This window comes from Streptomyces sp. NPDC058008 (assembly GCF_042886395.1).
GTDB lineage: Bacteria > Actinomycetota > Actinomycetes > Streptomycetales > Streptomycetaceae > Streptomyces.
Window position 1 is genome coordinate 162,682 of the sequence record NZ_JBHVQX010000012.1, and the last position, 22,085, is coordinate 184,766.

The 22,085-nt window shown below is 73.1% G+C and carries 17 protein-coding genes and 1 pseudogene; 3 read left to right on the forward strand and 15 right to left on the reverse strand.

Annotation, left to right across the window (positions count from 1 at the left end; all coding sequences use genetic code 11):
- Positions 1-105: 105 nt before the first annotated feature.
- Both ACFVS9_RS14805 and ACFVS9_RS14810 read right to left on the reverse strand, forming a co-directional pair.
- The gene (locus ACFVS9_RS14805; protein ID WP_383115777.1) at positions 106-507 is read right to left on the reverse strand and encodes a RidA family protein; all 402 of its coding nucleotides are present in this window, start codon (positions 505-507) and stop codon (positions 106-108) included.
- Entirely contained in the window at positions 504-1,637 is a 1,134-nt protein-coding gene (locus ACFVS9_RS14810; protein ID WP_389932291.1) for an acyl-CoA dehydrogenase family protein, read from the reverse strand. Before ACFVS9_RS14810 ends, ACFVS9_RS14805 begins: the two co-directional genes overlap by 4 nt.
- Positions 1,638-1,728: 91 nt before the next feature.
- Between ACFVS9_RS14810 and ACFVS9_RS14815 the strand changes: the two genes are divergently transcribed.
- Together ACFVS9_RS14815 and ACFVS9_RS14820 are read left to right on the forward strand one after the other, a co-directional pair.
- Entirely contained in the window at positions 1,729-3,348 is a 1,620-nt protein-coding gene (locus ACFVS9_RS14815) for an AMP-binding protein (RefSeq protein ID WP_383115775.1), read from the forward strand.
- A 102-nt stretch (positions 3,349-3,450) separates the two neighbouring features.
- Positions 3,451-4,272, forward strand: a complete 822-nt coding sequence (locus tag ACFVS9_RS14820) for a GNAT family N-acetyltransferase (RefSeq protein ID WP_389932294.1) — start codon at positions 3,451-3,453, stop codon at positions 4,270-4,272.
- Positions 4,273-4,323: 51 nt separating this feature from the next.
- Here ACFVS9_RS14820 and ACFVS9_RS14825 read toward each other — a convergent pair whose 3' ends face one another.
- Together ACFVS9_RS14825 and ACFVS9_RS14830 are read right to left on the reverse strand one after the other, a co-directional pair.
- Positions 4,324-6,636: a bifunctional salicylyl-CoA 5-hydroxylase/oxidoreductase gene (locus ACFVS9_RS14825; RefSeq protein WP_389932297.1), complete on the reverse strand. Its 2,313-nt coding sequence runs from the start codon at positions 6,634-6,636 to the stop codon at positions 4,324-4,326.
- Between the two features lie 4 nt (positions 6,637-6,640).
- Positions 6,641-7,468 (reverse strand): enoyl-CoA hydratase family protein, encoded by an 828-nt coding sequence (locus tag ACFVS9_RS14830; RefSeq protein ID WP_383115772.1) that lies wholly within the window; start codon positions 7,466-7,468, stop codon positions 6,641-6,643.
- A gap of 290 nt (positions 7,469-7,758) precedes the next feature.
- Between ACFVS9_RS14830 and ACFVS9_RS14835 the strand changes: the two genes are divergently transcribed.
- Positions 7,759-8,211, forward strand: a complete 453-nt coding sequence (locus ACFVS9_RS14835) for an ATP-binding protein (RefSeq protein WP_383115771.1) — start codon at positions 7,759-7,761, stop codon at positions 8,209-8,211.
- On the opposite strand, the gene ACFVS9_RS14840 is transcribed toward ACFVS9_RS14835, so the two are convergent.
- The 11 genes and pseudogenes from ACFVS9_RS14840 to ACFVS9_RS14890 form a co-directional block, all read right to left on the reverse strand.
- Entirely contained in the window at positions 8,165-9,637 is a 1,473-nt protein-coding gene (locus ACFVS9_RS14840) for an amino acid permease (RefSeq protein ID WP_389932300.1), read from the reverse strand. The two genes, ACFVS9_RS14835 and ACFVS9_RS14840, sit on opposite strands and share 47 nt — an antisense overlap.
- 174 nt (positions 9,638-9,811) lie before the next feature.
- The gene (argF, locus tag ACFVS9_RS14845) at positions 9,812-10,828 is read right to left on the reverse strand and encodes an ornithine carbamoyltransferase (protein ID WP_389932303.1); all 1,017 of its coding nucleotides are present in this window, start codon (positions 10,826-10,828) and stop codon (positions 9,812-9,814) included.
- A 169-nt stretch (positions 10,829-10,997) separates the two neighbouring features.
- A complete protein-coding gene (locus ACFVS9_RS14850; protein WP_389932306.1) occupies positions 10,998-12,230 on the reverse strand; it encodes an arginine deiminase in 1,233 nt (410 codons plus the stop codon).
- A gap of 63 nt (positions 12,231-12,293) precedes the next feature.
- Positions 12,294-14,867: a polynucleotide kinase-phosphatase gene (locus ACFVS9_RS14855; protein WP_389932309.1), complete on the reverse strand. Its 2,574-nt coding sequence runs from the start codon at positions 14,865-14,867 to the stop codon at positions 12,294-12,296.
- A gap of 542 nt (positions 14,868-15,409) precedes the next feature.
- Positions 15,410-16,894 (reverse strand): annotated as a pseudogene (locus ACFVS9_RS14860) (3' terminal RNA ribose 2'-O-methyltransferase Hen1); the annotation flags it as partial.
- A gap of 43 nt (positions 16,895-16,937) precedes the next feature.
- A complete protein-coding gene (gene mmuM / locus ACFVS9_RS14865) occupies positions 16,938-17,882 on the reverse strand; it encodes a homocysteine S-methyltransferase (protein WP_389932312.1) in 945 nt (314 codons plus the stop codon).
- Between the two features lie 377 nt (positions 17,883-18,259).
- Positions 18,260-19,183, reverse strand: a complete 924-nt coding sequence (locus ACFVS9_RS14870) for an LLM class F420-dependent oxidoreductase (protein WP_389932315.1) — start codon at positions 19,181-19,183, stop codon at positions 18,260-18,262.
- Positions 19,184-19,378: 195 nt separating this feature from the next.
- Positions 19,379-19,927 (reverse strand): DUF6099 family protein, encoded by a 549-nt coding sequence (locus ACFVS9_RS14875; RefSeq protein WP_389932318.1) that lies wholly within the window; start codon positions 19,925-19,927, stop codon positions 19,379-19,381.
- A 136-nt stretch (positions 19,928-20,063) separates the two neighbouring features.
- The gene (locus ACFVS9_RS14880; RefSeq protein ID WP_389932321.1) at positions 20,064-20,423 is read right to left on the reverse strand and encodes a nucleotide pyrophosphohydrolase; all 360 of its coding nucleotides are present in this window, start codon (positions 20,421-20,423) and stop codon (positions 20,064-20,066) included.
- On the reverse strand, positions 20,420-21,592 hold the full coding sequence (locus ACFVS9_RS14885) for an ATP-binding protein (RefSeq protein ID WP_389932324.1): 1,173 nt from the start codon (positions 21,590-21,592) through the stop codon (positions 20,420-20,422). Before ACFVS9_RS14885 ends, ACFVS9_RS14880 begins: the two co-directional genes overlap by 4 nt.
- 55 nt (positions 21,593-21,647) lie before the next feature.
- Positions 21,648-22,055 (reverse strand): cell division protein SepF, encoded by a 408-nt coding sequence (locus tag ACFVS9_RS14890; protein ID WP_383115760.1) that lies wholly within the window; start codon positions 22,053-22,055, stop codon positions 21,648-21,650.
- Between the last annotated feature and the right edge of the window lie 30 nt (positions 22,056-22,085).

Consider the following 22,085-nt stretch of genomic DNA (forward strand, 5'->3'; position numbering starts at 1 on the left):
GACGGCCCCCGAGGACGGCCGGGGCGGTGCGGCCGGAGGGCGCACCGCGCCCTGTCCCCGCCACCGGTCCAGGCGGCCTTCGGGGCCCTCGCGGGCGGGACGGGCTCAGTCCAGTACGGCGATGCCGTCGATCTCGACCATCGCCTGCTCGTCCCACAGCCGGGCCGCTCCGACGACGGCCATGGCCGGGTACTCACGCCCCGCCAGCCGCCGCCAGACGGCGCCCAGTTCACGGGCGTGGGCGCGGTAGTCGGCCACATCGGTGGCGTACACGGTGACCCTCGCCAGGGCGGACGGTGCTCCGCCCGCCGCGCGCAGGGCGGTCAGCAGATTGCCGAGGGCTGTCTCGAACTGTTCCGGCAGGGTGGCGCCGACGACGTTGCCGTCGCCGTCCAGCGCGGTCTGCCCGGCCAGGAAGACGAGCCTGCCGCCGGCGGCCGTGACGGCGTGCGAGAAGCCGGTGGGCGGGGAGAGTTCGGAGGGGTTGATCCGGGTGATGGGGTTCATGCGGGGCCCTCCTGTGCCGCGTACAGCTCCTTGGCGATGATGGTGCGCTGCACCTCGGTGGCGCCCTCGTAGATCCGGGGCGCACGGACCTCCCGGTAGAGGTGTTCGAGCAGATGGCCGCGGCGCAGGGCGCGGGCGCCGTGGAGCTGGACTGCCGCGTCGACGACGTACTGCGCGGTCTCGGTGGCGTACAGCTTGGCCATGGCCGCGCGCCGGGGCACGCCCGGCTCGCCCGCGTCGTGGGCGGCGGCGGCCGCGTACACCAGGAGCCGGGCGGCCTCGGTGCGGGTGGCCATCTCGGCGACCTGGTGCGCGACGGCCTGGAGTTCCTTGAGCGGGGCCCCGAACGCGTCGCGGTGCGCGGTGTGTTCCAGGGTGGCGTCGAGCGCCGCGCGCGCCATGCCGACGGCGAACGCCCCGACACTGGGCCGGAAGAGGTTCAGGGTGTCCATGGCGACCCGGAACCCCCGGCCCGGCTCACCGAGCACGTCGTCGTCGGTCACGGGTACCCCGTCGAAGCTCAATGCCCCGACGGGGTGCGGGGAGAGCATGTCCAGGGCCTCCCCGGTGAGCCCCGGACGGTCGGCGGGCACGAGGAACGCGGTGACACCACGGGCTCCGGCGCCCTCGCCGGTCCTGGCGAAGACCGTGTAGAAGTCGGCCTCGGGGGCGTTGGAGATCCAGCACTTCTCGCCGGTGAGCCGTCGGCCCCGGCCGCCGGGGGCGGGCCGCGCGGCGAGGGCGAGCGCCGCCGCGTCGGATCCGGCACCCGGCTCGCTGAGTGCGAAGGCGGCCACGGCGCGGCCGGCGCGCACCTCCGGGAGCCAGCGCGCCCGCTGGGCCCCGGTCCCCGCCCGGCGGACGGGGACCGATCCGAGGCCCTGGAGTGCGAGTGCCGTCTCCGCCTCGGTGCAGCCGCGCGCCAGCGACTCGCGCAGCAGACAGAGATCGAGCGCGCCCGAGTCCAGAAGCCGGTCCAGGAGCCCCAGCCCGCCGAGCGCGGCGACGAGCGGGCGGTTGACGCGGCCCGGCTCGCCCTGTTCCGCGAGCGGGCGCAGCTCCTCACGGGCGATGGCGTACAGCTCGTCGCACCATGCGGTTCGACCGGGATCGAGGGAGAATGCCGTCATACCGGCGCCTCTCTTGTCACGACGTATCGCGGACCGTTGACTACCGTCACCCGAACGATACGCTCCAGGGGCGACAAGGGGGCGATGCTTCATGAAGCCGTCAGGTACCGCGAGCGCGCACACCGACACCTTCGCGCGCGACCATCTCCCGCCCGCCGAGGACCGGCCCGAGCTGGTCTTCGACCTCCCTGAACTGGCGTATCCGGACCGGCTGAACTGCGGGTACGAGCTGCTCGACCGCACCACCGACCGGCTGGGACCTGACCGTCCCGCCTTCCGCCACCCCGACGGCTCCGCCCTGAGCTACGGGGAGCTGCGGGACCGGGTGGACCGGATCGCCCAGGTCCTGACGCACGATCTGGGCGTCGTCCCCGGCAACCGCGTGCTGCTGCGCGGCCCCACCACGGCCTGGCTCGCGGCCTGCTGGCTCGCCGTGATGAAGGCCGGCGGGATCGCCGTGACGGTGCTGGCGCAGCAGCGGGCGGCGGAGCTCGCCACGATCTGCTCGATGGCCCGCGTCGGGCACGCGCTGTGCGACATCAGGTCGGTGGACGACCTGACCGCGGCCGGGGTGCCGGGGCTGCGCGTCACGACGTACGGGGGCGGTTCCGCCGATGATCTCACCGGGCTCGCCGCGGCCCGGCCGGGTCCCTACCGGGCGGTGGACACCGCCGCCGACGACATCGCGCTCATCGCCTTCACCTCGGGCACCACCGGGCGGCCCAAAGGGTGCATGCACGCCCACCGGGACGTGCTGGCCGTCGCCGACACCTTCGCCCGGCACGTCCTGCGGCCCCGCCCCGACGACGTGTTCGCGGGCAGCCCGCCGCTCGGCTTCACCTTCGGGCTCGGCGGGCTGGTCATCTTCCCGCTGCGGGCCGGGGCCTCGTCCCTGCTGCTGGAGCGGTCCGGGCCGGGACAGCTGCTGCCCGCGCTCGCGGCCCACCGGGTCTCCGTGCTGTTCACCGCGCCGACCGCGTACCGCCTGATGCTCGACGCCCTCGACGGCCACGACCTGTCCGCGCTGCGCCGGTGCGTGTCGGCCGGGGAGAACCTCCCCGCCACGACCTGGCGGTCCTGGTACGAGCGGACGGGGCTGCGCATCATCAACGGCATCGGGGCCACCGAGCTGCTGCACATCTTCATCTCCGCCGCCGACGGGGCGGCCCGGCCGGGCACCACGGGCGTCCCCGTGCCCGGCTGGCGGGCGCGGGTGGTGGACGACGACGGCGAGGAGCTGCCCGACGGCCGGCCGGGCCTGCTGGCCGTGCGCGGTCCGGTCGGCTGCCGTTACCTCGCCGACGAACGCCAGCGGATCTACGTGCGCCACGGCTGGAACATCACCGGAGACACCTACGTCCGCGAGCCGGACGGCTACTTCCGCTACGTCGCCCGCGCCGACGACATGATCATCTCGGCCGGGTACAACATCGCGGGCCCCGAGGTCGAGGAGGCCCTCCTGCGCCACCCGGACGTGGCCGAGGCGGCGGTGGTGGGCCGCCCGGACGAGCTGCGCGGGCAGATCGTGGCCGCGTACGTCGTACCGAGACAGGGCGCGGACCTGTCGGCCGACGACCTGCGCACCTACGTGAAGGCTGGGCTCGCGCCGCACAAGTGCCCGCGTGCCATCGAGTTCCTGCCCGCGCTGCCGAGGACCGCGACGGGAAAGCTGCAACGCTTCCTGCTGCGCGACGCCGGCGCTCCGGAGTGATCACGCGGCGCCCGGCGGGGCCGTCCCGTGCGAAAGGCGTCCGCCGGGAGTCCGGGGAAACCGGGGTGACCCCGGAGCGGCGGAGCGGCCAGGATGAGGGGCATGACCTGGACCTTCACCGATGACGTCGGCGCCTTCACGGAGGCGGCCGGAGCGTCGCTGGCCGCCCGGCCTGCCGGGAACACCCTGCTGCTGACGGTCACCGCGACCCTCCGGGAGAGCGGGCCGCGCGCCTACGGCACGGAGCCTCCGGTGCTGGGGTGGTGGCGCGGGGCGGACGGGGAGGTGGCCGGGGCACTGGTGTGGACGCCTCCCTTCCTGCCGGTCCTGGGCCGGGCGGCGCCGGAGGCGGTCGGCGCGCTGGCCGACGCCCTCGCGCTGCCGGGCATCAACGCGGACCGTGACGCGGCGGCGGTCCTGGCCGCCCGCTGGCCACGTCACCGTGTCGAGGAGGAGCACCGGCTGTACCGCCTGGGCACCCCGGTGCCGCCGTCGCCCGCACCGGCGGGAGCGGCACGGCCCGCCACCACGGCCGACCGGGCGCTGCTGGTCGGCTGGATGCGCGCCTTCGGCGAGGAGACGGGCCAGCCGGGCGACCGGGCGGAGCGGATCGTGGACGAGCGCACGGAGCACGGCGGGCTGACCCTCTGGGAGGCGGGCGGGGAGCCGGTGTCGATGGCGGGCGTCTCGCGCCGGATCGCGGACACGGTGCGGGTGTCGACCGTCTTCACGCCGCCGGAGCACCGGGGCCGCGGGTACGCGGCGGCGGTGACGGCGGAGGCCGGACGCGTGGCGCGCGAGCAGGGGGCCCGGGAGGTCCTGCTCTTCACCGACCTCGCGAATCCGACGAGCAACGGCGTGTACCCGCGCATCGGCTACGAACCGGTCTCCGACCGCCTGCTGATCACCGCGGAGCCGGAGTGACGGACCTGGCGGCGCGCCCGCATGCCCCGTCCCGCCGGGCGTGGCTGACGCTCAGTCGAGCGTGAGCCGGGGTTTCGGGGCGTCGGTACGGCCGGTCGGCGGGGTGCGGCTGCCCGCGCGGTACGGGAGCGGCCAGGTGGCACCCGGGCCGGCGTAGCCCTGCTCGGCCGCCGCGTGCAGCGTCCAGTGCGGGTCGTAGAGGTGGGGGCGGGCCAGGGCGCAGAGGTCGGCCCGGCCTGCGAGCAGCAGCGAGTTGACGTCGTCCCAGGAGGAGATGGCGCCGACGGCGATGACGGGGACGTCCAGCCGGTTGCGGATCCGGTCGGCGAACGGGGTCTGGTACGAGCGGCCGTACTCGGGGCGCTCCTCGGGGACGACCTGGCCGGTGGAGACGTCGATGGCGTCCGCGCCGTGGGCGGCGAAGGCGCGGGCCACCGCGAGGGCGTCCTCGTCGCTCGTGCCGCCCCGGGCCCAGTCCGTCGCGGAGATCCGTACGGTCATGGGCCGGTCCCCCGGCCAGGCGGCGCGGACCGCGTCGAAGACCTCCAAGGGGAAGCGGAGCCGGTTCTCCAGGGTCCCGCCGTAGGCGTCGGTGCGCAGGTTGGTGAGCGGGGAGAGGAAGCCGGAGAGGAGGTAGCCGTGGGCGCAGTGCAGTTCCAGGAGGTCGAATCCGCAGCGGGCCGCCCGTCGGGCGGCCTCGGTGAACCGGTCCCGGACGGTGTCCATGCCGGGCCTGTCCAGCGGCCGGGGGACCTGGCTGACGTCTGGCGCGTACGGGAGGGGTGAGGCGGCGCTGAGCGGCCAGTTGCCGTCGTCGAGCGGCTGGTCGATGCCCTCCCACATCAGCCGGGTCGAGCCCTTGCGGCCGGAGTGGCCCAGCTGGACGCCGATCGCGGTGCCGGGAGCGGCCTCGTGGACGAAGCGCGTGGTCCTCCCCCAGGCCTCGGCCTGCTCGTCGGTCCACAGGCCGGTGCATCCGGGGGTGATGCGGCCCTCGGGGCTGACGCAGACCATCTCGGTCATGACGAGCCCCGCGCCGCCGAGCGCGCGGGCGCCGAGGTGGACGAGGTGGAAGTCGCCGGGCACTCCGTCGACGGCGGAGTACATGTCCATGGGCGAGACGACGACGCGGTTGCGGAGTTCGAGGCCGCGCAGCCGGAGCGGGGTGAACATCGGCGGGGTGCCGGGCGGGCAGCCGAACTCCTCCTCGACCGAGCCGGTGAAACCGGGGTCGCGCAGCCGCAGGTTGTCATGGGTGACGCGGCGGCTGCGGGTCAGGAGGTTGAAGGCGAACCGCCGGGGCGGCTGGCCGACGTACTGCGGGAGTTCCTCGAACCAGCGCAGGCTGGCCGCGGCGGCGCGCTGGGTGGAGCGGACGACGGGGCGGCGCTCGGCCTCGTACGCGGCGAGGGCGGTGGGCAGGTCGGGCTGTTCGCCGACGCAGGCGGCCAGCGCCAGGGCGTCCTCGACGGCGAGCTTGGTGCCCGAGCCGATGGAGAAGTGGGCGGTGTGGGCGGCGTCGCCGATGAGGACGGTGCGGCCGTGCCACCAGCGCTCGTTGCTGACGGTGGCGAAGGTGAGCCAGGAGGACTTGTTGGAGCGCAGCGGCCGGCCGCCCAGGGCGTTGGCGAAGACCTCGGCGCAGCGTTCCGCCGACCCGGCGGTGCCGCAGGCGTCGAGGCCGGCGGCGCGCCAGACCTCTTCGCGCATCTCGACGATGACGGTGGAGGCGCCGGGGCTGTCCGGCTGCCCGGAGTGCGAGGGGCGGGCGAAGGGGTAGGCGTGCAGCTGCATCACGCCGTACGCGGTCTCGGCGGTCTCGAAGCGGAAGGCGTCGAACGCGAAGTCAGCGGCGAGCCAGATGTAGCGGTTGCGGTGGCCGGTGACGGTGGGCCGGAAGTGGCGGGCGTGGGCGGTGCGGGTGGTGCTGTGCACCCCGTCGGCGGCGATGACGAGGTCGTGGCCGGTGGCGAGCTCCGCCGCGGGCGGGGCCCCGGTCCGGAAGCGGAGGCGCACGCCGAGGGAGGCGCAGCGCTCGTGCAGGATCCGCAACAGCGTACGGCGCCCCAGCGCGGCGAAGCCGTGGCCGCCCGAGGTCTGGGTGACGCCCCGGTGCACGACGTCGATGGTGTCCCAGCGGACGAACGCGTCGCTCAGCGCCCGGTACACGACGGGGTCGGCGTGCTCGATGCCGCCGAGCGTCTCGTCGGAGAGGACCACGCCGAAGCCGAAGGTGTCGTCCGGTGCGTTGCGCTCCCACACGGTGATCTCGCGGCCGGGGTCCAGCCGCTTGAGGAGCGCGGCGGCGTAGAGCCCGCCGGGGCCTCCGCCGATGACCGCGATCCGCTCCGTGTGCGAGGGCATCGCGTCACCTGCCCCGCCACTTCGGCGGCCGTTTCTCGGTGAAGGCGGCGTGGAACTCGGCGTAGTCCTCGCCGTTCATCAGGAGGGCCTGGGTGGAGGCGTCCATCTCCACCGAGGCGGCGAGCGGCATGTCGAGCTCCGCGGTCAGGAGGGCCTTCGTCCGGGCCAGGGCCAGGGCGGGCCCGTCGGCGAGCCGTCGGGCGAGGGCCGCGGCCCGGCCGTCGGCCTCACCCTCGGCGGTCAGCTCGCTGATCAGTCCGATGCGCTCCGCCTCGGGGGCGCGGACGGGCTCGCCGAGCATGAGGATGCGGGTGGCGTGGCCGAGGCCGACGACCCGGGGCAGGAGGTAGGCGGCGCCCATGTCCCCGCCGGACAGGCCGACGGCGGTGAAGAGGAAGGCGAACCGCGCGGACGGGGCGGCGATCCGGAAGTCCGCGGCCAGGGCGAGGACCGCCCCGGCCCCGGCGGCCACCCCGTGGACGGCGGCGACGACGGGGAAGGGGCACTCCCGCAGGGCGCGTACGACCTGCCCGGTCATCCGGTTGAAGTCCAGGAGCTGCGCGGTGTCCATCGCGAGGGTGGCGCCGATGATCTCGTCCACGTCGCCGCCGGAGCAGAATCCGCGTCCCTCGCCGGCGAGCACCAGGGCGCGCACGGAGCCTTCGCGGGAGAGCTCGGCCAGCAGGTCGCGCAGGTCGGCGTAGGCGCCGAAGGTGAGGGCGTTGAGCTTCTCGGGGCGGGCCAGCGTGACGGTGGCCACGCCGCCGTCCGTCGTCAGGCGCAGATGCTCCCAGCGTTCCGTGCGCGGGGCGGAGCCGGTGAACGGGCTCATGGGAGGGTCCCCTCCAGCCGTCGGGCTGCTGCTGATGCGCTTCGAAGTTATCACCCCTTCGTGACTTCCGTCAGGAGTACGCGATACCGCGGGGCCGTCACTGTGGCGAAGGTCCCTCGTGTGCCGGTCGGCCGCCTCTATGTCCGGGGCGTCGCGCTTCGTATGGTTGAACGTAGGAAGTCCTGGTACGGACCCCGTACCCTCCGGTACGGAGAACGCGGTCCCGGACGCAGCCGCCCGGGACCGGGGTTCGCCGCCGGATGTCTCGCTCCTGAACGGAAAATCCCGCCTTGCCGCCCGACGTCCCCGCGCAGCCGTCCCCCTCGTGGCGCATCACCCTGCCCCACTCCACCGCCGCCGTGCCCATCGCGCGCGCGCTCGTCCGTGCGGCCCTGGCGGACGTGGACGCGCCCGCGGACAGCGACACCGCCGAACTGCTGACGGCCGAGCTGGTCGCCAACGCCGTGGAGCACACCGACGGCTCGGGGCCCATCGAGCTGGTGGTCGAGCTGCTGGCGTCGGGCTGCCAGGTGGAGGTCCACGACCACGACCCGGACTCACCGGGCGACCTGTCCGGTCTGCTGCCCGGCACCACGGCCGATCCGTGGCAGGAGCACGGCCGGGGGCTGATCCTGATCCGCGCCCTCAGCTCCGCCTGCGGACACCGCCCCACCGAACACGGCAAGGCGGTCTGGTTCACCCTCCGGTCGGGCCCGCTGCCGCCGGCTCCCGCGGTTCCCTGACGAGCCGCGAGCGGCTGCGGCCGTATCCCGCGTACACCAGGGCGCCCACCGCGAGGAAGGCCGCGAACTGCACCCAGGTCGTCCATCCCGTCCCGTACATCAGGTACAGGCAGAAGCCGACGCCGAGAACCGGGCTGAGCGGGTAGAGCGGCACCCGGAAGGAGCGCTTCAGTCCCGGGTGCCCGCGGCGCAGCGCGATGACGGCGATGTTGACCACCGCCATGGTGGCGAGGGTGCCGATGGTCGTCAGGTTCACCACGACGTCGAGGGACGCGAACGCGGCGGGGACCGCGAAGAGCACCGCGACGATCCAGGTGTTGGCGACCGGCGTACGGGTCTTCGGTGAGACCCGCTCGAAGACCCGGGGGATCAGGCCGTCACGGGACATCGACATCAGGATGCGGGTCTGGCCGTACATCACCGCGAGGACGACGGACGCGATGGCCACGACCGCGCCGAAGGCGATGATCCCCCCGCCGACGCTCGATCCGGTGACCTGGTTCACGACCAGTGAGAGGGCGGCCGGCTTGTCGGAGACGGCGTCCGCGCCCAGCGCGCCGATGGCGCCGAGGGCGACCGCGCAGTAGAGCAGCGTGACCACGCCGATGCAGATCAGGATCGCCGTCGGGATGTTGCGGCGGGGGTTCTTGACCTCCTCGCCGGCGGTGGTGATGGCGTCGAAGCCGATGTACGAGAAGAACGCCACCGACGCGCCGGCGGTGATCCCGGCCATGCCGTCGGAGGCGAAGGGCGAGAGGTGCCCGTCCTCGAACGCGGTGAAGGCGATGGCGCAGAACGCGATGAGGATGCCGATCTTCAGCACCGCCATGGCCGCCGTGGCCCCCGCGCTCTCCCTGACGCCGCGCACCAGCAGCGTGGCCGCCATCATCACCACGACGATCGCCGGCAGGTTGACGACGCCGCCGTCCCCGGGTCCGGAGGAGAGCGCCGCCGGGAGGTTCCAGCCGATGAGGCTGTCCAGCAGCTCGTTGACGTACTGGCTCCACCCGACCGCCACGGCCGAGACCGAGACGCCGTACTCCAGCAGCAGGCACCAGCCGACGAGGAAGGCGACCCGCTCCCCGAGCGTGGCGTAGGCGAAGGAGTAGGAGCTGCCGGAGACCGGGATGGCGCCGCCGAGCTCCGCGAACGAGAAGGCGGTGAAAATGCAGGTGACGGCGGCGAGGACGAAGGAGACCACCACGGCCGGGCCCGCCTCGGCGACGCTGTCGGACAGCCCGACGAAGATCCCGGTGCCGACGATCGCGCCGACACCGAAGCAGACGAGCTGGAAGAGCCCCATGCTGCGCCGCAGGCCGTGCCCCTCCAGGTCGGCTCCGGACTCGGCGAGCAGCGACTCGGGGCTCTTGACGCGCGCCCCGCTCCTGCGCGGAGGGCGTGAAGGGGTGGAGGGCGCGGGACTCATGGGGGGACGGATCTCTTCTCTGGCGGTGCGGGGGAAGGAGCCTGTGGGGGGCTCGACCTGGGCGTGTGCTCCGGACCGGGCACATGAAAAGGGGTCCGGACGTGCGAGCCCGAACCCCACCAAGTAGCACCATCTTAGCCACTTGCACGCATGTTCACCCAATCGGGCGTATGTTCATGCGCCCTGCGCGCCGCCCGCCAGCGTCGCGACGAGTACCGCCTTGATCGTGTGCATCCGGTTCTCGGCCTCGTCGAAGACGACGGAGTGCGGGGACTCGAAGACCTCGTCGGTGACCTCCAGCTCCGTGAGCCCGTGCCGCTCGTGGATCTCCCTCGCCACCTTCGTGCCGAGGTCGTGGAAGGCGGGGAGGCAGTGCAGGAACTTGACGTCGTCGTTGCCGGTGGCGCGCAGGACGTCCATGGTCACGGCGTACGGCGAGAGGGAGGCGATGCGCTCGTCCCAGACGTCCTTGGGCTCACCCATGGAGACCCACACGTCGGTGACGACGAAGCCGGCACCCCGGACGCCTTCGGCGATGTCCTCGGTGAGCGTGATGCGGGCGCCGCTGGACTTCGCGAGCTCGTGCGCCCGGTCCACGACCTCCTGCGCCGGCCAGTAGGCGGCGGGCGCGACGATCCGGACGTCCATGCCGAGCAGGGCGCCGGTGACCAGGTAGGAGTTGCCCATGTTGAAGCGGGCGTCCCCGAGGTAGGCGAAGGTGGTCTCCTCCAGGGGCTTCGCGCTGTGCTCGGTCATCGTGAGGACGTCGGCGAGCATCTGGGTGGGGTGCCAGTCGTCGGTGAGCCCGTTGTAGACCGGCACACCGCCGTACGCCGCCAGCTCCTCGACCGCCTGCTGGCTGTCACCCCGGTACTCGATGCCGTCGAACATCCGGCCGAGCACCCGGGCGGTGTCCTTCACCGACTCCTTGTGCCCGATCTGGGAACCCGAGGGGTCGAGATACGTCGTGGACGCCCCCTGGTCGGCGGCGGCCACCTCGAAGGCGCACCGCGTACGGGTCGAGGTCTTCTCGAAGATCAGCGCGATGTTCCTGCCGCGCAGCCGCTGCACCTCGGCGCCCGCCTTCTTGGCGGCCTTGAGCTCCGCGGACAGGGCGACCAGGCCGCGGAACTCCTCAGCCGTGAAGTCCAGCTCCTTGAGGAAGTGGCGGCCCGTGAGGTCTATGGCCATGGTGAGTGCTCCTGGGTCGGGCTGAGGGCGTGCGAACGATAATCCTGGAAGTCTATACGAAAGGCCGCATTGCTATACAGGCGCATCGTGCGGCTCCCCCGCCGGGTGACCCGCGTCTCCCCCTGTCCGCGCCTCCGCGGGCCCCCGCGCGGGGACGCCCCTGACCGGCTCATACGGCATCGCGCACCACGGGACAGCTCATGCAGCGCGGACCGCCCCTGCCCCGCCCCAGCTCACTGCCCCGGATCTCGATGACCTCGATGCCCTCCTTGCGGAGGTAGGTGTTGGTGGTGGCGTTGCGCTCGTACGCGATGACGACGCCGGGCTCCACGGCCAGCACGTTGCACCCGTCGTCCCACTGCTCGCGCTCGGCCGCGTGCACGTCCTGGGTCGCGGTGAGCACCCGGATCGCGTCCAGCCCGAGCGCGGCGGCGATGGCCCGGTGCATGTGCTCGGGCGGATGGTCGGTGACCTTCAGCTCACGGGGGCCGCTGCCGGGCTCGATCGTGTAGGAACGGAGCATGCCGAGTCCGGCGTACTTGGTGAACGTGTCCCCGTCGACCATCGTCATCACCGTGTCGAGGTGCATGAACGCCCGCCGCTTGGGCATGTCGAGCGCCACGATCGTCCGCGCGGACCCGGCGTCGAAGAGCCCTCGGGCGAGCATCTCCACGGCCTGGGGGGTGGTGCGCTCGCTCATCCCGATGAGGACCGCGCCCTGCCCGATGACGAGGACGTCGCCGCCCTCGATGGTGGACGGATAGTCGTCCTGGCCTTCCGACCAGTGGTGGAAGACGCCCGCCTCGGGGCCGGTGAAGAGGGGGTGGTGCCGGTAGATCGCCTCGAAGTGCACGGTCTCGCGCTGTCTGGCGGGCCAGCGCATCGCGTTGATGGAGACGCCGTCGTAGATCCAGGCCGAGGTGTCCCTCGTGAAGATGTGGTTGGGCAGGGGGCTGAGCAGGAAGTCGTCCAGATCCATGACGTGGAAGCGGACAGAGGTCGGTTCGGCGTGGCCCTCCAGGAACTCCCGCTTCGTCATCCCGCCGACCAGGGCCTCGGTCAGCTCCGCGGCGGACAGCTCCTCGAAGGCGGCCCGCAGGTGCTCGGTGGCCAGCGGGCCGTACTCCTTCTCCGCGAACACCCGGTCCAGGACGAGCCGCCTCGCCACCGGGATGTCGAGGGACTCCCTGAGCAGATCACCGAACAGGTGCACCTCCACGCCCCGGTCGCGCAGCACGTCGGCGAAGCTGTCGTGCTCCTCCCTGGCGCGGCGTACCCACAGCACGTCGTCGAACAGGAGCGCGTCCTTGTTGCTGGGGGTGAGCCGCTTCAGCTCCAGATCGGGGCGGTGCAGGATGACGCGGCGCAGCCGCCCGGCCTCGGAATCGACATGGAATCCCATGCCTTCATCCTCACCACACGGGACGCCGTTCACCCTGCGAACCGCCGTCCGATTCCGGCCGTCCTACAGGCGGGGGTCCACCGGCTCCGACTCCAGGGCCAGCACCGCGAAGACCGCCTCGTGGATCCGCCACAGCGGCTCACCGTCGGCCAGCCGGTCCAGCGCCTCCAGGCCCAGGGCGTACTCCCGCAGGGCCAGCGACCGCTTGTGGCCGAGGAACCGGGAGCGCAGCCGCTCCAGATTCTCCGGCCGCGTGTACTCGGGGCCGTAGATGATCCGCAGGTACTCCCGGCCGCGCACCTTGATCCCGGGCTGGACGAGCCTGCCCCCGGCGTCGCGGACGAGGGCGCCGAGCGGCTTGACGACCATGCCCTCGCCGCCCCGGCCCGTCATCTCCAGCCACCAGTCGATGCCCGCGCGCACGGACGCCTCGTCCCCCGTGTCGACGACGAGGCGCCGGGTGACCTGGAGCAGCCCCGTCGGGTCGTGCTCGACGAGACGGTCCAGCCACGCCAGTTGCGCGTCGTGCGGGACGGTGGCGAGCGAGCGGCCGCGCACCGCGAGGATCTGGAACGGTGCGAGCCGTACGCCGTCGAGCCCTTCGGTGCTCCAGCAGTAGCGGCGGTACGCCTCGGTGAAGGCGGCGGCGTCCTCGGCGCGCTGCCGCTGGCGGCCAGCCGTGGCACCGACGTCGACGCCCCGCGAGGCCGCCGCGGCCAGGGCCTCCTCCACCGCGGGCAGGACCGCTCCGGCGGCCGCGCCCACCGCCGCGTACTGCGAGCGGAGCAGTCCGGCGGCCTTGAGGGACCAGGGCATCAGCTCGGCGTCGAGCACCACCCAGTCGGTGTCCCACTCCTCCCAGAGCCCGGCGGCGGTCACGGCCGCACGCAGCCGGCCGAGCACCACTTCGGTGAGCGCCGTGTCGTCCAGGAACGGCCGCCCGGTACGGGTGTACAGGGCACCGGTGGGGCCCCCGGCACCGTCGGCGGTGCGGGAGGTGTCTCCGGTACCGAAGCTCTCGCGGGCGGTGGCGGCGTCGCGGCAGACCAGCGCCACGGCGCGCGAGCCCATGTGCTTCTCCTCGCAGACGACCTTGCCGACGCCGTCCGCGCGGTACTGCGCGAAGGCCTCGGCCGGGTGCTCCAGGAAGCCCTTCTCGTGGGACGCCGCGGTCGGGGCCATCGTCGGCGGGAGGTAGGTGAGCAGTCTGGGGTCGACGGCGAAGCGGCTCATCACCTCGAGCGCCGCAGCCGCGTTCTCCTCACGCACCGCGACGCGTCCCATGTGCCGGGTCTCCACGACCCGGCGGCCCTGTACGTCGGCGAGGTCGAGCGGCCGGCCCTCCCGGCCCCCGGGGGCCTCGGTGGTCAACGGCCTCACCGGCTCGTACCAGACCCGCTCGGCCGGTACGTCGACGATCTCGCGCTCGGGCCAGCGCAGGGCGGTCATCTTCCCGCCGAACACGGCCCCGGTGTCCAGGCAGAGGGTGTTGTTCACCCAGGAGGCGGCGGGCACCGGCGTGTGGCCGTAGACCACGGCGGCGGCGCCCCGGTAGTCCTCGGCCCACGGGTAGCGCACGGGCAGGCCGAACTCGTCGGTCTCGCCGGTCGTCTCCCCGTACAGCGCGTGCGAACGGACCCGGCCCGAGGTGCGCCCGTGGTACTTCTCCGGCAGCCCCGCGTGGCAGACGACCAGCTTGCCCTCGTCCAGGACGTAGTGGCTGACCAGTCCGTCGACGAACTCCGCGACCTCCCCCCGGAACTCCGGGTGCCCGGCGTCCTCCCGCCCGAGCTGCTCGACGGTCTCGGCGAGGCCGTGGCTGTGCTGGACCCCGCGCCCCTTGAGGTAACGGCCGAGCTTGTTCTCGTGGTTGCCGGCAACGCACAGCGCGTCGCCCGACGCCACCATGGACATGACGCGGCGCAGCACACCGGGGCTGTCGGGACCCCGGTCCACGAGGTCGCCCACGAACACGGCCGTACGCCCCTCGGGGTGGGCGCCGCCCACATACCCCAGCTTGCCGAGCAGGGTGTCCAGCTCCGAGCTGCAGCCGTGGACGTCGCCGATGATGTCGAACGGGCCGGTGAGGCGGCGGAGGTCGTTGTAGCGGCGTTTCAGGACGACTTCGGCGGAGCCGACCTCCTCCTCCGTGCGCAGGACGTGCACCGTGCGGAAGCCCTCGCGCTCCAGTCCGCGCAGCGAACGCCGCAGCTCACGGCGGTGGCGCTGGACGACGTGGCGGGGCATGCCCGCACGGTCGGGGCGGGTGGCGTTGCGTGCCTGGCAGACCTCTTCCGGCAGGTCGAGCACGATGGCGACGGGCAGCACGTCGTGCTCCCGGGCGAGCCGGACGAGCTGCTTGCGGCTCTCCGACTGCACGTTCGTCGCGTCGACGACGGTGAGCCGGCCGGCCGCGAGGCGCTTGCCGGCGATGTAGTGCAGCACGTCGAAGGCGTCACCGCTGGCGCTCTGGTCGTTCTCGTCGTCGGCGACGAGCCCCCGGCAGAAGTCCGACGACACGATCTCCGTCGGCTTGAAGTGCTTGCGCGCGAAGGTGGACTTGCCCGACCCGCTGGCGCCGATGAGGACGACGAGGGACAGATCGGTCACGGGCAGTGTGCGAGAGGTACCGGTCATGCGGACCTCCCCTCCTTCGTCGTCTCACGGGCGGTCGTCGTGCCAGCTGCCGGTCGCCCGCCACCGACAGGTCCATTGGGCGCCGGTCCATCACCGGCGGGGGCGTGAGGGGTCTGTCCGTCACCCGCGGGGGCACTGCGGGCCGGTCCGCCGTCGGCGGGGGCGTTACGGGTCTGTTCGCCGTTGGCGAGGGCATTGTTGTGAGCCGGTCCGCTGTCGGCGGCGGCTTTGTGAGCCGGTCCGCTGTCGGCGGGGGTATGAGGAGCTGGTTCGTTGCCTGCCGATCCGTCGTCGGCAGGTCCGTTGCGGATCGTCGTGTCGTCAGTGGACCCGTTGCCCACGGCCACATATCCCACCGCCTTGTCGCCCACCGCCTTGTCGCCCACCGCCTTGTCGCCCACCGCCTTGTCGCCCACGGCCTCTTTGCCCGTGGACCCGTTGCCCGTGGACCCGTTGCCCGTGCTCCCGTTGCCCGGGGGCCCGTTGCCCGTGGGCCCGTTGCCCGTGGGCCCGTCCGCCGTCGATCCGGCGGCGGCCGTTTTCGCGCCGGCGGCCGTCTTCCCTCGCTCGGCTGTCTTCCCGTCAGCCGCCGTCATCGTGAACACAGCCATCTGGGTGGGAGGCCCGACCTCGAGGTCGTCCGGTCCCACGGATACGAACTCCACCGCGTAGCCGTGGCGTGCGGCCACCCGCTCCGCCCAGGCGCGGAACTCCGCCCTGGTCCACTCGAAGCGGTGGTCCCCGTGGCGCGCGTGACCGGCGGGAAGCGTCTCCCAGCGGACGTTGTACTCGACGTTGGGGGTCGTCACCAGCACGGTACGGGGGCGGGCGGAGCCGAACACCGCGTACTCCAGGGCGGGGAGCCTCGGCAGGTCGAGGTGCTCGATCACCTCGCTCAGCACCGCGGCGTCGTACCCCTTCAGCTGTTTGTCGGTGTAGGTGAGGGCGCCCTGGCGGAGGGTGACCCGTCCGGCCTGCCGCTCGCCCATCCGGTCCAGCTTCAGCCTGCGGGCGGCCACGGTCAGCGCACGCATCGACACGTCGACCCCGACGATCTCCGTGAACCGCACGTCCTCGAGCAGCGCCTGGACCAACTGCCCCTGGCCGCAACCCAGGTCGAGCACCCGGCTCGCCCCGGCGGCACGCAGGGCCTCCAGCACCGCCGCCCGCCGCTGCCCGGCGAGCGGCACCGGGCGCTCCTCCGTGTCGGTGGTCTCGTCCACCGCGTTGTCGACGCTCTCCACCTCCAGGTCGTCCGACTCCGCCAGCCGCACCAGCTCCAGCCGCTCCGTCGCCTGCCGGGTGAGCCCCCAACGGCGGGAGAGGTAGCGGCTGGTGATCAGCTTCTGCTCGGGATGGTCCGCCAGCCAGCCCTCGCCGGCCCGCAGCAACTTGTCCACCTCGTCGGGTGCGACCCAGTAGTGCTTGGCATCGTCCAGCACCGGCAGCAGGACATACAGCTGCCGCAGGGCGTCCGCGAGCCGCAGCTCTCCCTCCAGCACCAGCCGTACGTAGCGCGAGTCGCCCCACTCCGGGAACCGCTCGTCCAGTGGTACGGCCACGGCGTCCACCCGTGTCCAGCCGAGCGGCCCGAAGATCTTGTGCACCAGCTCGGCACCTCCGCGTGCGGGCAGCGCGGGCACCTCGATCCGCAGCGGGAGCGTTTCCCGCGCGCGCTCGGGCATCGCCCGGCAGGCCCCGTTCAGCGCGGACTTGAACACCGTCGTCATCGCGACCGAGAGCAGCGACGACGCCGCGTACGGCCGGTCGTTGACGTACTGCGCGAGCGCGGCGTCGGGGGCTCCGCCCCGGCCCTTGCCCTTGCCGCGTCTGACCAGCGCCACCGGGTCCACTTCGAGCAGCAGCGCCGCAGTACAGCGTTCCGCGGACGCCTCGGGGTAGAAGACGTGCGCCGTCCCGTGCGAGGTGGAGAACGTCTGCGCCTTCCCGGGGTGCTTGTGCAGCAGGTAACCGAGATCGGTGGCGGGACGCTCAGGGGTGCCGGTCGTGCCGATAGTCAGGAACACACATCCGAGTATGGTCCGGCGATCTGCCTCCCACCAGGCATTTTCACGCTTCCGGCATCGTGAGCCGGGAGGCCAGCGCCGCGATGTCGGAGGGCCCGACCCGGCAGCATCCGCCGACCAGCCGCGCGCCCGCCCGCTGCCAGTCCCGCAGCCTGTCCGGCTCGAACGTGCCCCTGCCGTTCCAGCCCCGGCCGTCGGCGTCCCACTCCTCCCCGCTGTTCGGATAGACGACGACCGGCTTACCGGTGGCCGCCGAGGCCACCTCCACCGCACGGTCCGCGTCGGCGGGATCACAGCAGTTGACCCCCACGGCCACCACCTGGTCGATCCCGGCGACGAGCCCGAACGCCTCCGCCAGGGGCTGCCCCGCCCTGGTCCGGTCCCCCGCCACGCTGTACGAGAGCCAGACCGGCACCCCGAGCTCCTGGACCACCCGCAACAGTGCCTCGGCCTCGTCCATGTCGGGCACCGTCTCCAGGGCCAGCACATCGGGCCCGGCCGCGGCCAGCGTCTCAGCCCGGGGACGGTGGAAGCGCACCAGTTCCCGGACGGTCAGTCCGTACCGGCCGCGGTACTCACTGCCGTCCGCGAGCATCGCGCCGTAGGGCCCGACCGAGGCGGCGACCCAGAGCTCCCGCCCCGTCGCCGCACCGGCACGGCGTGCCGACTCCACGCTGCCCGACATCAGCTCCGCCGCCCGGGCCCGCCCGATCCCGTGCCGCGCGAACCCTTCGAAGGTCGCCTGGTAGCTGGCGGTGATGAGCACCTGCGCACCGGCCCGGGCGTAGGCCGTGTGGGCGGCCTCGATCTGCTGCGGCTCGTCGCTCAGCAGCCGGGCCGACCACAGGGCATCGGACAGGTCGCAGCCCTGCGCCTCCAGCTGGTTGGAGAGCCCTCCGTCCAGCAGGACCGTCCCCTCGGCGAGCGCGTCGCCGAGCGTACGGCCGGGCCGGGCCGTGGAGCCGTCCGTCGTCCGGGCTGTGTACACACCTGCTCCTTGCTGTCGTCGCTGTCGTCCGGCCCAAGCCTGCGGCCCTTGCCGTCCGAGCGGGCACCCGGCCCTTGCCGTCCGAGCGAGCACCCGGCCGTCGCCGTCCCGCCCTCGTACCCGGCCGCTGTCGTCCGGCCCTCGTAGCCGGTCGTCGCCGTCCGGCCGAAGTGACCGGCCCTTGCCGTCCGGTCGCCGCCGGTCCGGCGTCCTTCCCCGGACGCCCATCCGCCACCGGTCCGGCACGTCCCCCGCCGCCGGCCGGGCGGTGGCCCGCCGGTCGGGGCGCCGCGCCACCGGGCTCGGTGGCGGGAAGACCCGAACCTCAGCAGCCACGGCGCACCGGGGCAGACGCCTCCGGCGAGCGGGCTCAGCCGTCAGCCCAGCTGCGACTGGACCTGCGCGGAGATCAGGTCCAGGTGCTCCAGGTCGTCGAGGTCCAGGACCTGGAGGTAGATCCGTGACGAGCCGATGGCCGCGTAACGGCCGATCTTGTCGACCACCTCGGCGGGCGAGCCCGCCAGTCCGTTGGCCTTGATCTCCTCGACCTCCCGTCCGATGGCGGACGCGCGCCGCGCCACCTCCGCGTCGTTCTTCCCGACGCACACCACCAGGGCGTTGGAGTACACCAGGTCGTCAGGGGCCCGGCCGGCCGCCACGGCGGCGTCCCTGACCCGGCCGAACTGCTTCTCGCTGTCCTCGATGGACGCGAAGGGGATGTTGAACTCGTCGGCGTACCGGGCGGCCAGCCGCGGGGTGCGGACCGCTCCGTGTCCGCCGATCAGGACCGGCACCTTCGCCTGGGCGGGCTTCGGCAGCGCCGGCGAGTCGGTGAGCTGGTAGTACGTCCCGTCGTAGCTGAACGTCTTGCCGGTCTCCGTCTCCCACAGGCCCGTGACGATCGCCAGCTGCTCCTCCAGCCGGCCGAACTTCTCCTTCGGGAACGGGATGCCGTACGCCTTGTGCTCCTCCTCGAACCAGCCCGCGCCCAGGCCCAGTTCGACCCGGCCGCCGGACATCTGGTCGACCTGGGCGACCTGGATGGCCAGCACCCCGGGAAGACGGAAGGTGCCTGCGGTCATCAGCGTGCCGAGGCGGATCCGCTTGGTCTCGCGGGCCAGTCCGGCCAGCGTGATCCACGCGTCGGTCGGGCCGGGCAGCCCGTCCCCGGAGCCCATGCGCAGATAGTGGTCCGACCGGTAGAAGGCGTCGAAGCCGAGGTCCTCGGTGGCCTTGGCGACGGTGAGCAGGGTGTCGTAGCTCGCCCCTTGCTGGGGCTCGGTGAAGATTCGAAGATCCATGTCTCCATCCTGCACCTTCGCGGCCGCCTCACCCCGTCCGCCCTGCGGCCACCCCCGCGACGGACGCCCCGCGAACGGTCCCGCGGCGGGCGGCCCGGGCTTCCCCGCCCGTCCGGTCCCCGGCGGGCGCGCCGCAGGTCATGCCCGGTCCTGGGCCCCGCCGCGAGTCGGGCCCTCGGCACCGCCGTCCCCGGCTCACGGCGGCCCGGCGACGAACCCCACGGGCCCGTGGACCATCCCGAACGGGCCGTCGCGCTCCCGGTCCGGCTCCTGCTCGCGCCCGCCTTCGCCCGGGTGCTCGTACGCGTGCTCCGCGAGCCGTCGCAGCATGCCCTGGACCCGGTCCACCGACTCGTCGACGGCGTCTATCGCCTCGATGCACTGCCAGTAGAGCCCCTCCTCCTCCGTCCCGCAGGCGACGCCCACGAGCGCGATGCCCACCTCCCCGAGGAGCAGCGCGAGGGCGGCCAACGTCCCCGGCACATGCGCCACTTCGGTGAGCTGCGACGCCCTCACTCCTCCGGCCGGAACCATCGGGTGGTCGAGCAGGACGCCGCCCGGTGCGCCCGTCTCACTCAGTCCGCGTGCCTCCGCCCGTAACTCCACCGGTCCGCACCCCGCCAGCCGCCCGCCGACCGCACGGGCCAGTGCCTGGGCCTGCCAGGCCTCCGCCATGACGGCCGGCACGTCCCGGCTCTCCGCCAGCGCGCTCCGGACCACCATGATCAGCCGCTCCGCTTCCATGCGATTCCCCCGTCACCGAGACCAGCCGTAGAAAGAACCCGCTCACCTCTTCATTACCCACAGTGAGGGTGGTGGCACACGAATGCCAGAGGAAATCGGAAATCTGTGGACAGGAAGCTGATTGTGTATAAGTCGATCACTCCGAAGAGTGACGATCCGTCGACTTGGTGGAGTCGGGGACCGGAAAGCGTGTCTCGTTCCGGTCCATCTTGGCCGCGAGGGCCGCCAGCGGGTCGATGCCCAGCACCTCGCAGAACTGGAGCAGATAGGCCAGGACGTCCGCGACCTCGTCCGTGACGCGGAACGCCGTCTCCTCGTCCTCCATCACTCCCGCCGACTGCTCCGGTGTCAGCCACTGGAAGATCTCCAGCAGCTCGGAGGCCTCCACGCTCAGGGCGGCGCAGAGGTTCTTGGGCGTGTGGTAGGGCTCCCAGGCCCGTGAGGCCGCGAAGTCGGCCAGCCGCCGCTGCAGTTGTGCTACATCCAGATCCGTCACGGTGTCAGGTCTACCACCGTCGCGCCGGCCGTCCCCCGTGCCGCCGCCGCGGCCGACTCCCCGACCGTCCCCAGCAGGCGCAGGTGCCCCTCGGCGCAGACCGACGCGGCCAGTGCCAGCAGTTCCGCGGTCTGCCGTCGGTCCAGGGCACGGTCGAGGCCGTCGGCCAGTACGGTCAGGGCCTGCATGGCCGACGGCACCTCCGCCACCGGATCCGCCACCCGTACCTGGGGGCCGGTCAACAGGACCAGAGCGAGGGCGAGGTAACGGAGCTCTCCGTCGCCGAGTCGGCCGACGGGTGTGCTGCGTCCCGGTCCCCGGCCCGCCAGTGCGCGCACCGTCCCGTCCGCCAGACGCTCGGCGGTGAGTCCCGTCACGCGTCCCGCGCAGCCGGAGTCCAGGCCGGCGACCAGCCGGGCGTGCCGCTGGGCGCACTGACCGCGGGTGCGGTACAGGACGTCGGCGAGGTTGCCGCAGCACGAGGTCAGCTGCCCCTCCCCCGCCGGTACCGCAGCCCGCATCCGCCGGGGCTCGGGATCGCAGACGAAGCCGGACCGCAGCCCCACCACGACCTGTTCGGCGGCGGCCAGCACCCTGAGCTGCCCGTCCGTCGTACCCGCGACCCGCAACGGCAGCAGCGCCGTGCCGAGCCGGTCGTCCGGGAAAGGGGCGCGTGTCACCGGCACCGCCCCCGCGGTGTGCCAGGCGGCCTCGACGTGCGAACGCCGCGGATTCCGCAGCGCCGTGGCCAGCAGGGTCTCCCCGCAGCCCGTCAGCCGCTCACCGACGATGCGGAGCGCGGGCTCGGCCTGCACGGCGAGTTCCAGCCCCACCGGGCCGACCGGGCCCTCCACCGTGCAGCCGAGCCGGAATCCGCGCCGCCCCTGCGCGTCGGCCTCCGCCCGTTCCGGCACCCAGGCCGCCGGGTCCGGGAAGACGTCCTCCAGCGGATCTCCGGCGGCCAGCCGGGCAAGGGCCTCGTACCCGCCGAGCGCGCTCGACTTGCCGCTGCCGCTCGCCCCGGCGAGCAGGGTGAGCGGCCCGAGCGGGACGACGGTGCGGCGGTGCGAGGCGAAGGCGCCGAGCCGGAGTTCACCGACGAAGGGGCGCGCGGGACGGGCCGCGCCTGGCGGCGGCGGAGCCGTCCGCCCCGAGGGGATCACAGTCATGAGCGGACCGTACGCACGCCCCGGAGCGGCGAAAGGTTCCGCCCGGACGGCCTTCCTACGATTGGGGTACGCCCGCCGCGGTGACCCCCTCGACCTCCATGCCGACCGGTGCGAGCAGGAAGACGTTGCGGTCCACCCGGTGCATCCCGCTGCCCAGCCCGAAGACCACGCCGCTGCTGAAGTCCAGGATCCGCTTGGCAACGTCGTTCTCGGCGCCGGTCAGGTCCAGCAGGACCGGGATCTGCGCCACCAGGTACTCGGCGACCTCGCGCGCGTCCGCGAACACCTGCACCCTGAGCACGACCAGGCGGCGCTGCTCGGCCGCCTCCCGCTGGTCGGGGACCGACCGGTGGTCGACCCGCGAGGGCCATTCGTTGCGGCCCCTCAGGGGTACGACCTGGGCGAGCCCTTCCCACTGTTCGTCGGTGGCGTCGTATCGGTCGTACCTGTCGTACCTGCTCACAGAACCACCCCGTCCGTATGCCGGTTGGCT

Bases quoted from the DNA above. Each gene is read 5' to 3' on its own strand.
- argF (WP_389932303.1), bottom strand. From the start codon at position 10,828: ATGGCCATAGACCTCACGGGCCGCCACTTCCTCAAGGAGCTGGACTTC.
- ACFVS9_RS14815 (WP_383115775.1), top strand. From the start codon at position 1,729: ATGAAGCCGTCAGGTACCGCGAGCGCGCACACCGACACCTTCGCGCGC.
- ACFVS9_RS14830 (WP_383115772.1), bottom strand. From the start codon at position 7,468: ATGAGCCCGTTCACCGGCTCCGCCCCGCGCACGGAACGCTGGGAGCAT.
- ACFVS9_RS14875 (WP_389932318.1), bottom strand. From the start codon at position 19,927: ATGGAAGCGGAGCGGCTGATCATGGTGGTCCGGAGCGCGCTGGCGGAG.
- ACFVS9_RS14805 (WP_383115777.1), bottom strand. From the start codon at position 507: ATGAACCCCATCACCCGGATCAACCCCTCCGAACTCTCCCCGCCCACC.
- ACFVS9_RS14840 (WP_389932300.1), bottom strand. From the start codon at position 9,637: ATGAGTCCCGCGCCCTCCACCCCTTCACGCCCTCCGCGCAGGAGCGGG.
- ACFVS9_RS14855 (WP_389932309.1), bottom strand. From the start codon at position 14,867: ATGACCGGTACCTCTCGCACACTGCCCGTGACCGATCTGTCCCTCGTC.
- ACFVS9_RS14810 (WP_389932291.1), bottom strand. From the start codon at position 1,637: ATGACGGCATTCTCCCTCGATCCCGGTCGAACCGCATGGTGCGACGAG.
- ACFVS9_RS14820 (WP_389932294.1), top strand. From the start codon at position 3,451: ATGACCTGGACCTTCACCGATGACGTCGGCGCCTTCACGGAGGCGGCC.
- ACFVS9_RS14885 (WP_389932324.1), bottom strand. From the start codon at position 21,592: ATGACTGTGATCCCCTCGGGGCGGACGGCTCCGCCGCCGCCAGGCGCG.
- ACFVS9_RS14825 (WP_389932297.1), bottom strand. From the start codon at position 6,636: ATGCCCTCGCACACGGAGCGGATCGCGGTCATCGGCGGAGGCCCCGGC.
- ACFVS9_RS14850 (WP_389932306.1), bottom strand. From the start codon at position 12,230: ATGGGATTCCATGTCGATTCCGAGGCCGGGCGGCTGCGCCGCGTCATC.
- ACFVS9_RS14870 (WP_389932315.1), bottom strand. From the start codon at position 19,183: ATGGATCTTCGAATCTTCACCGAGCCCCAGCAAGGGGCGAGCTACGAC.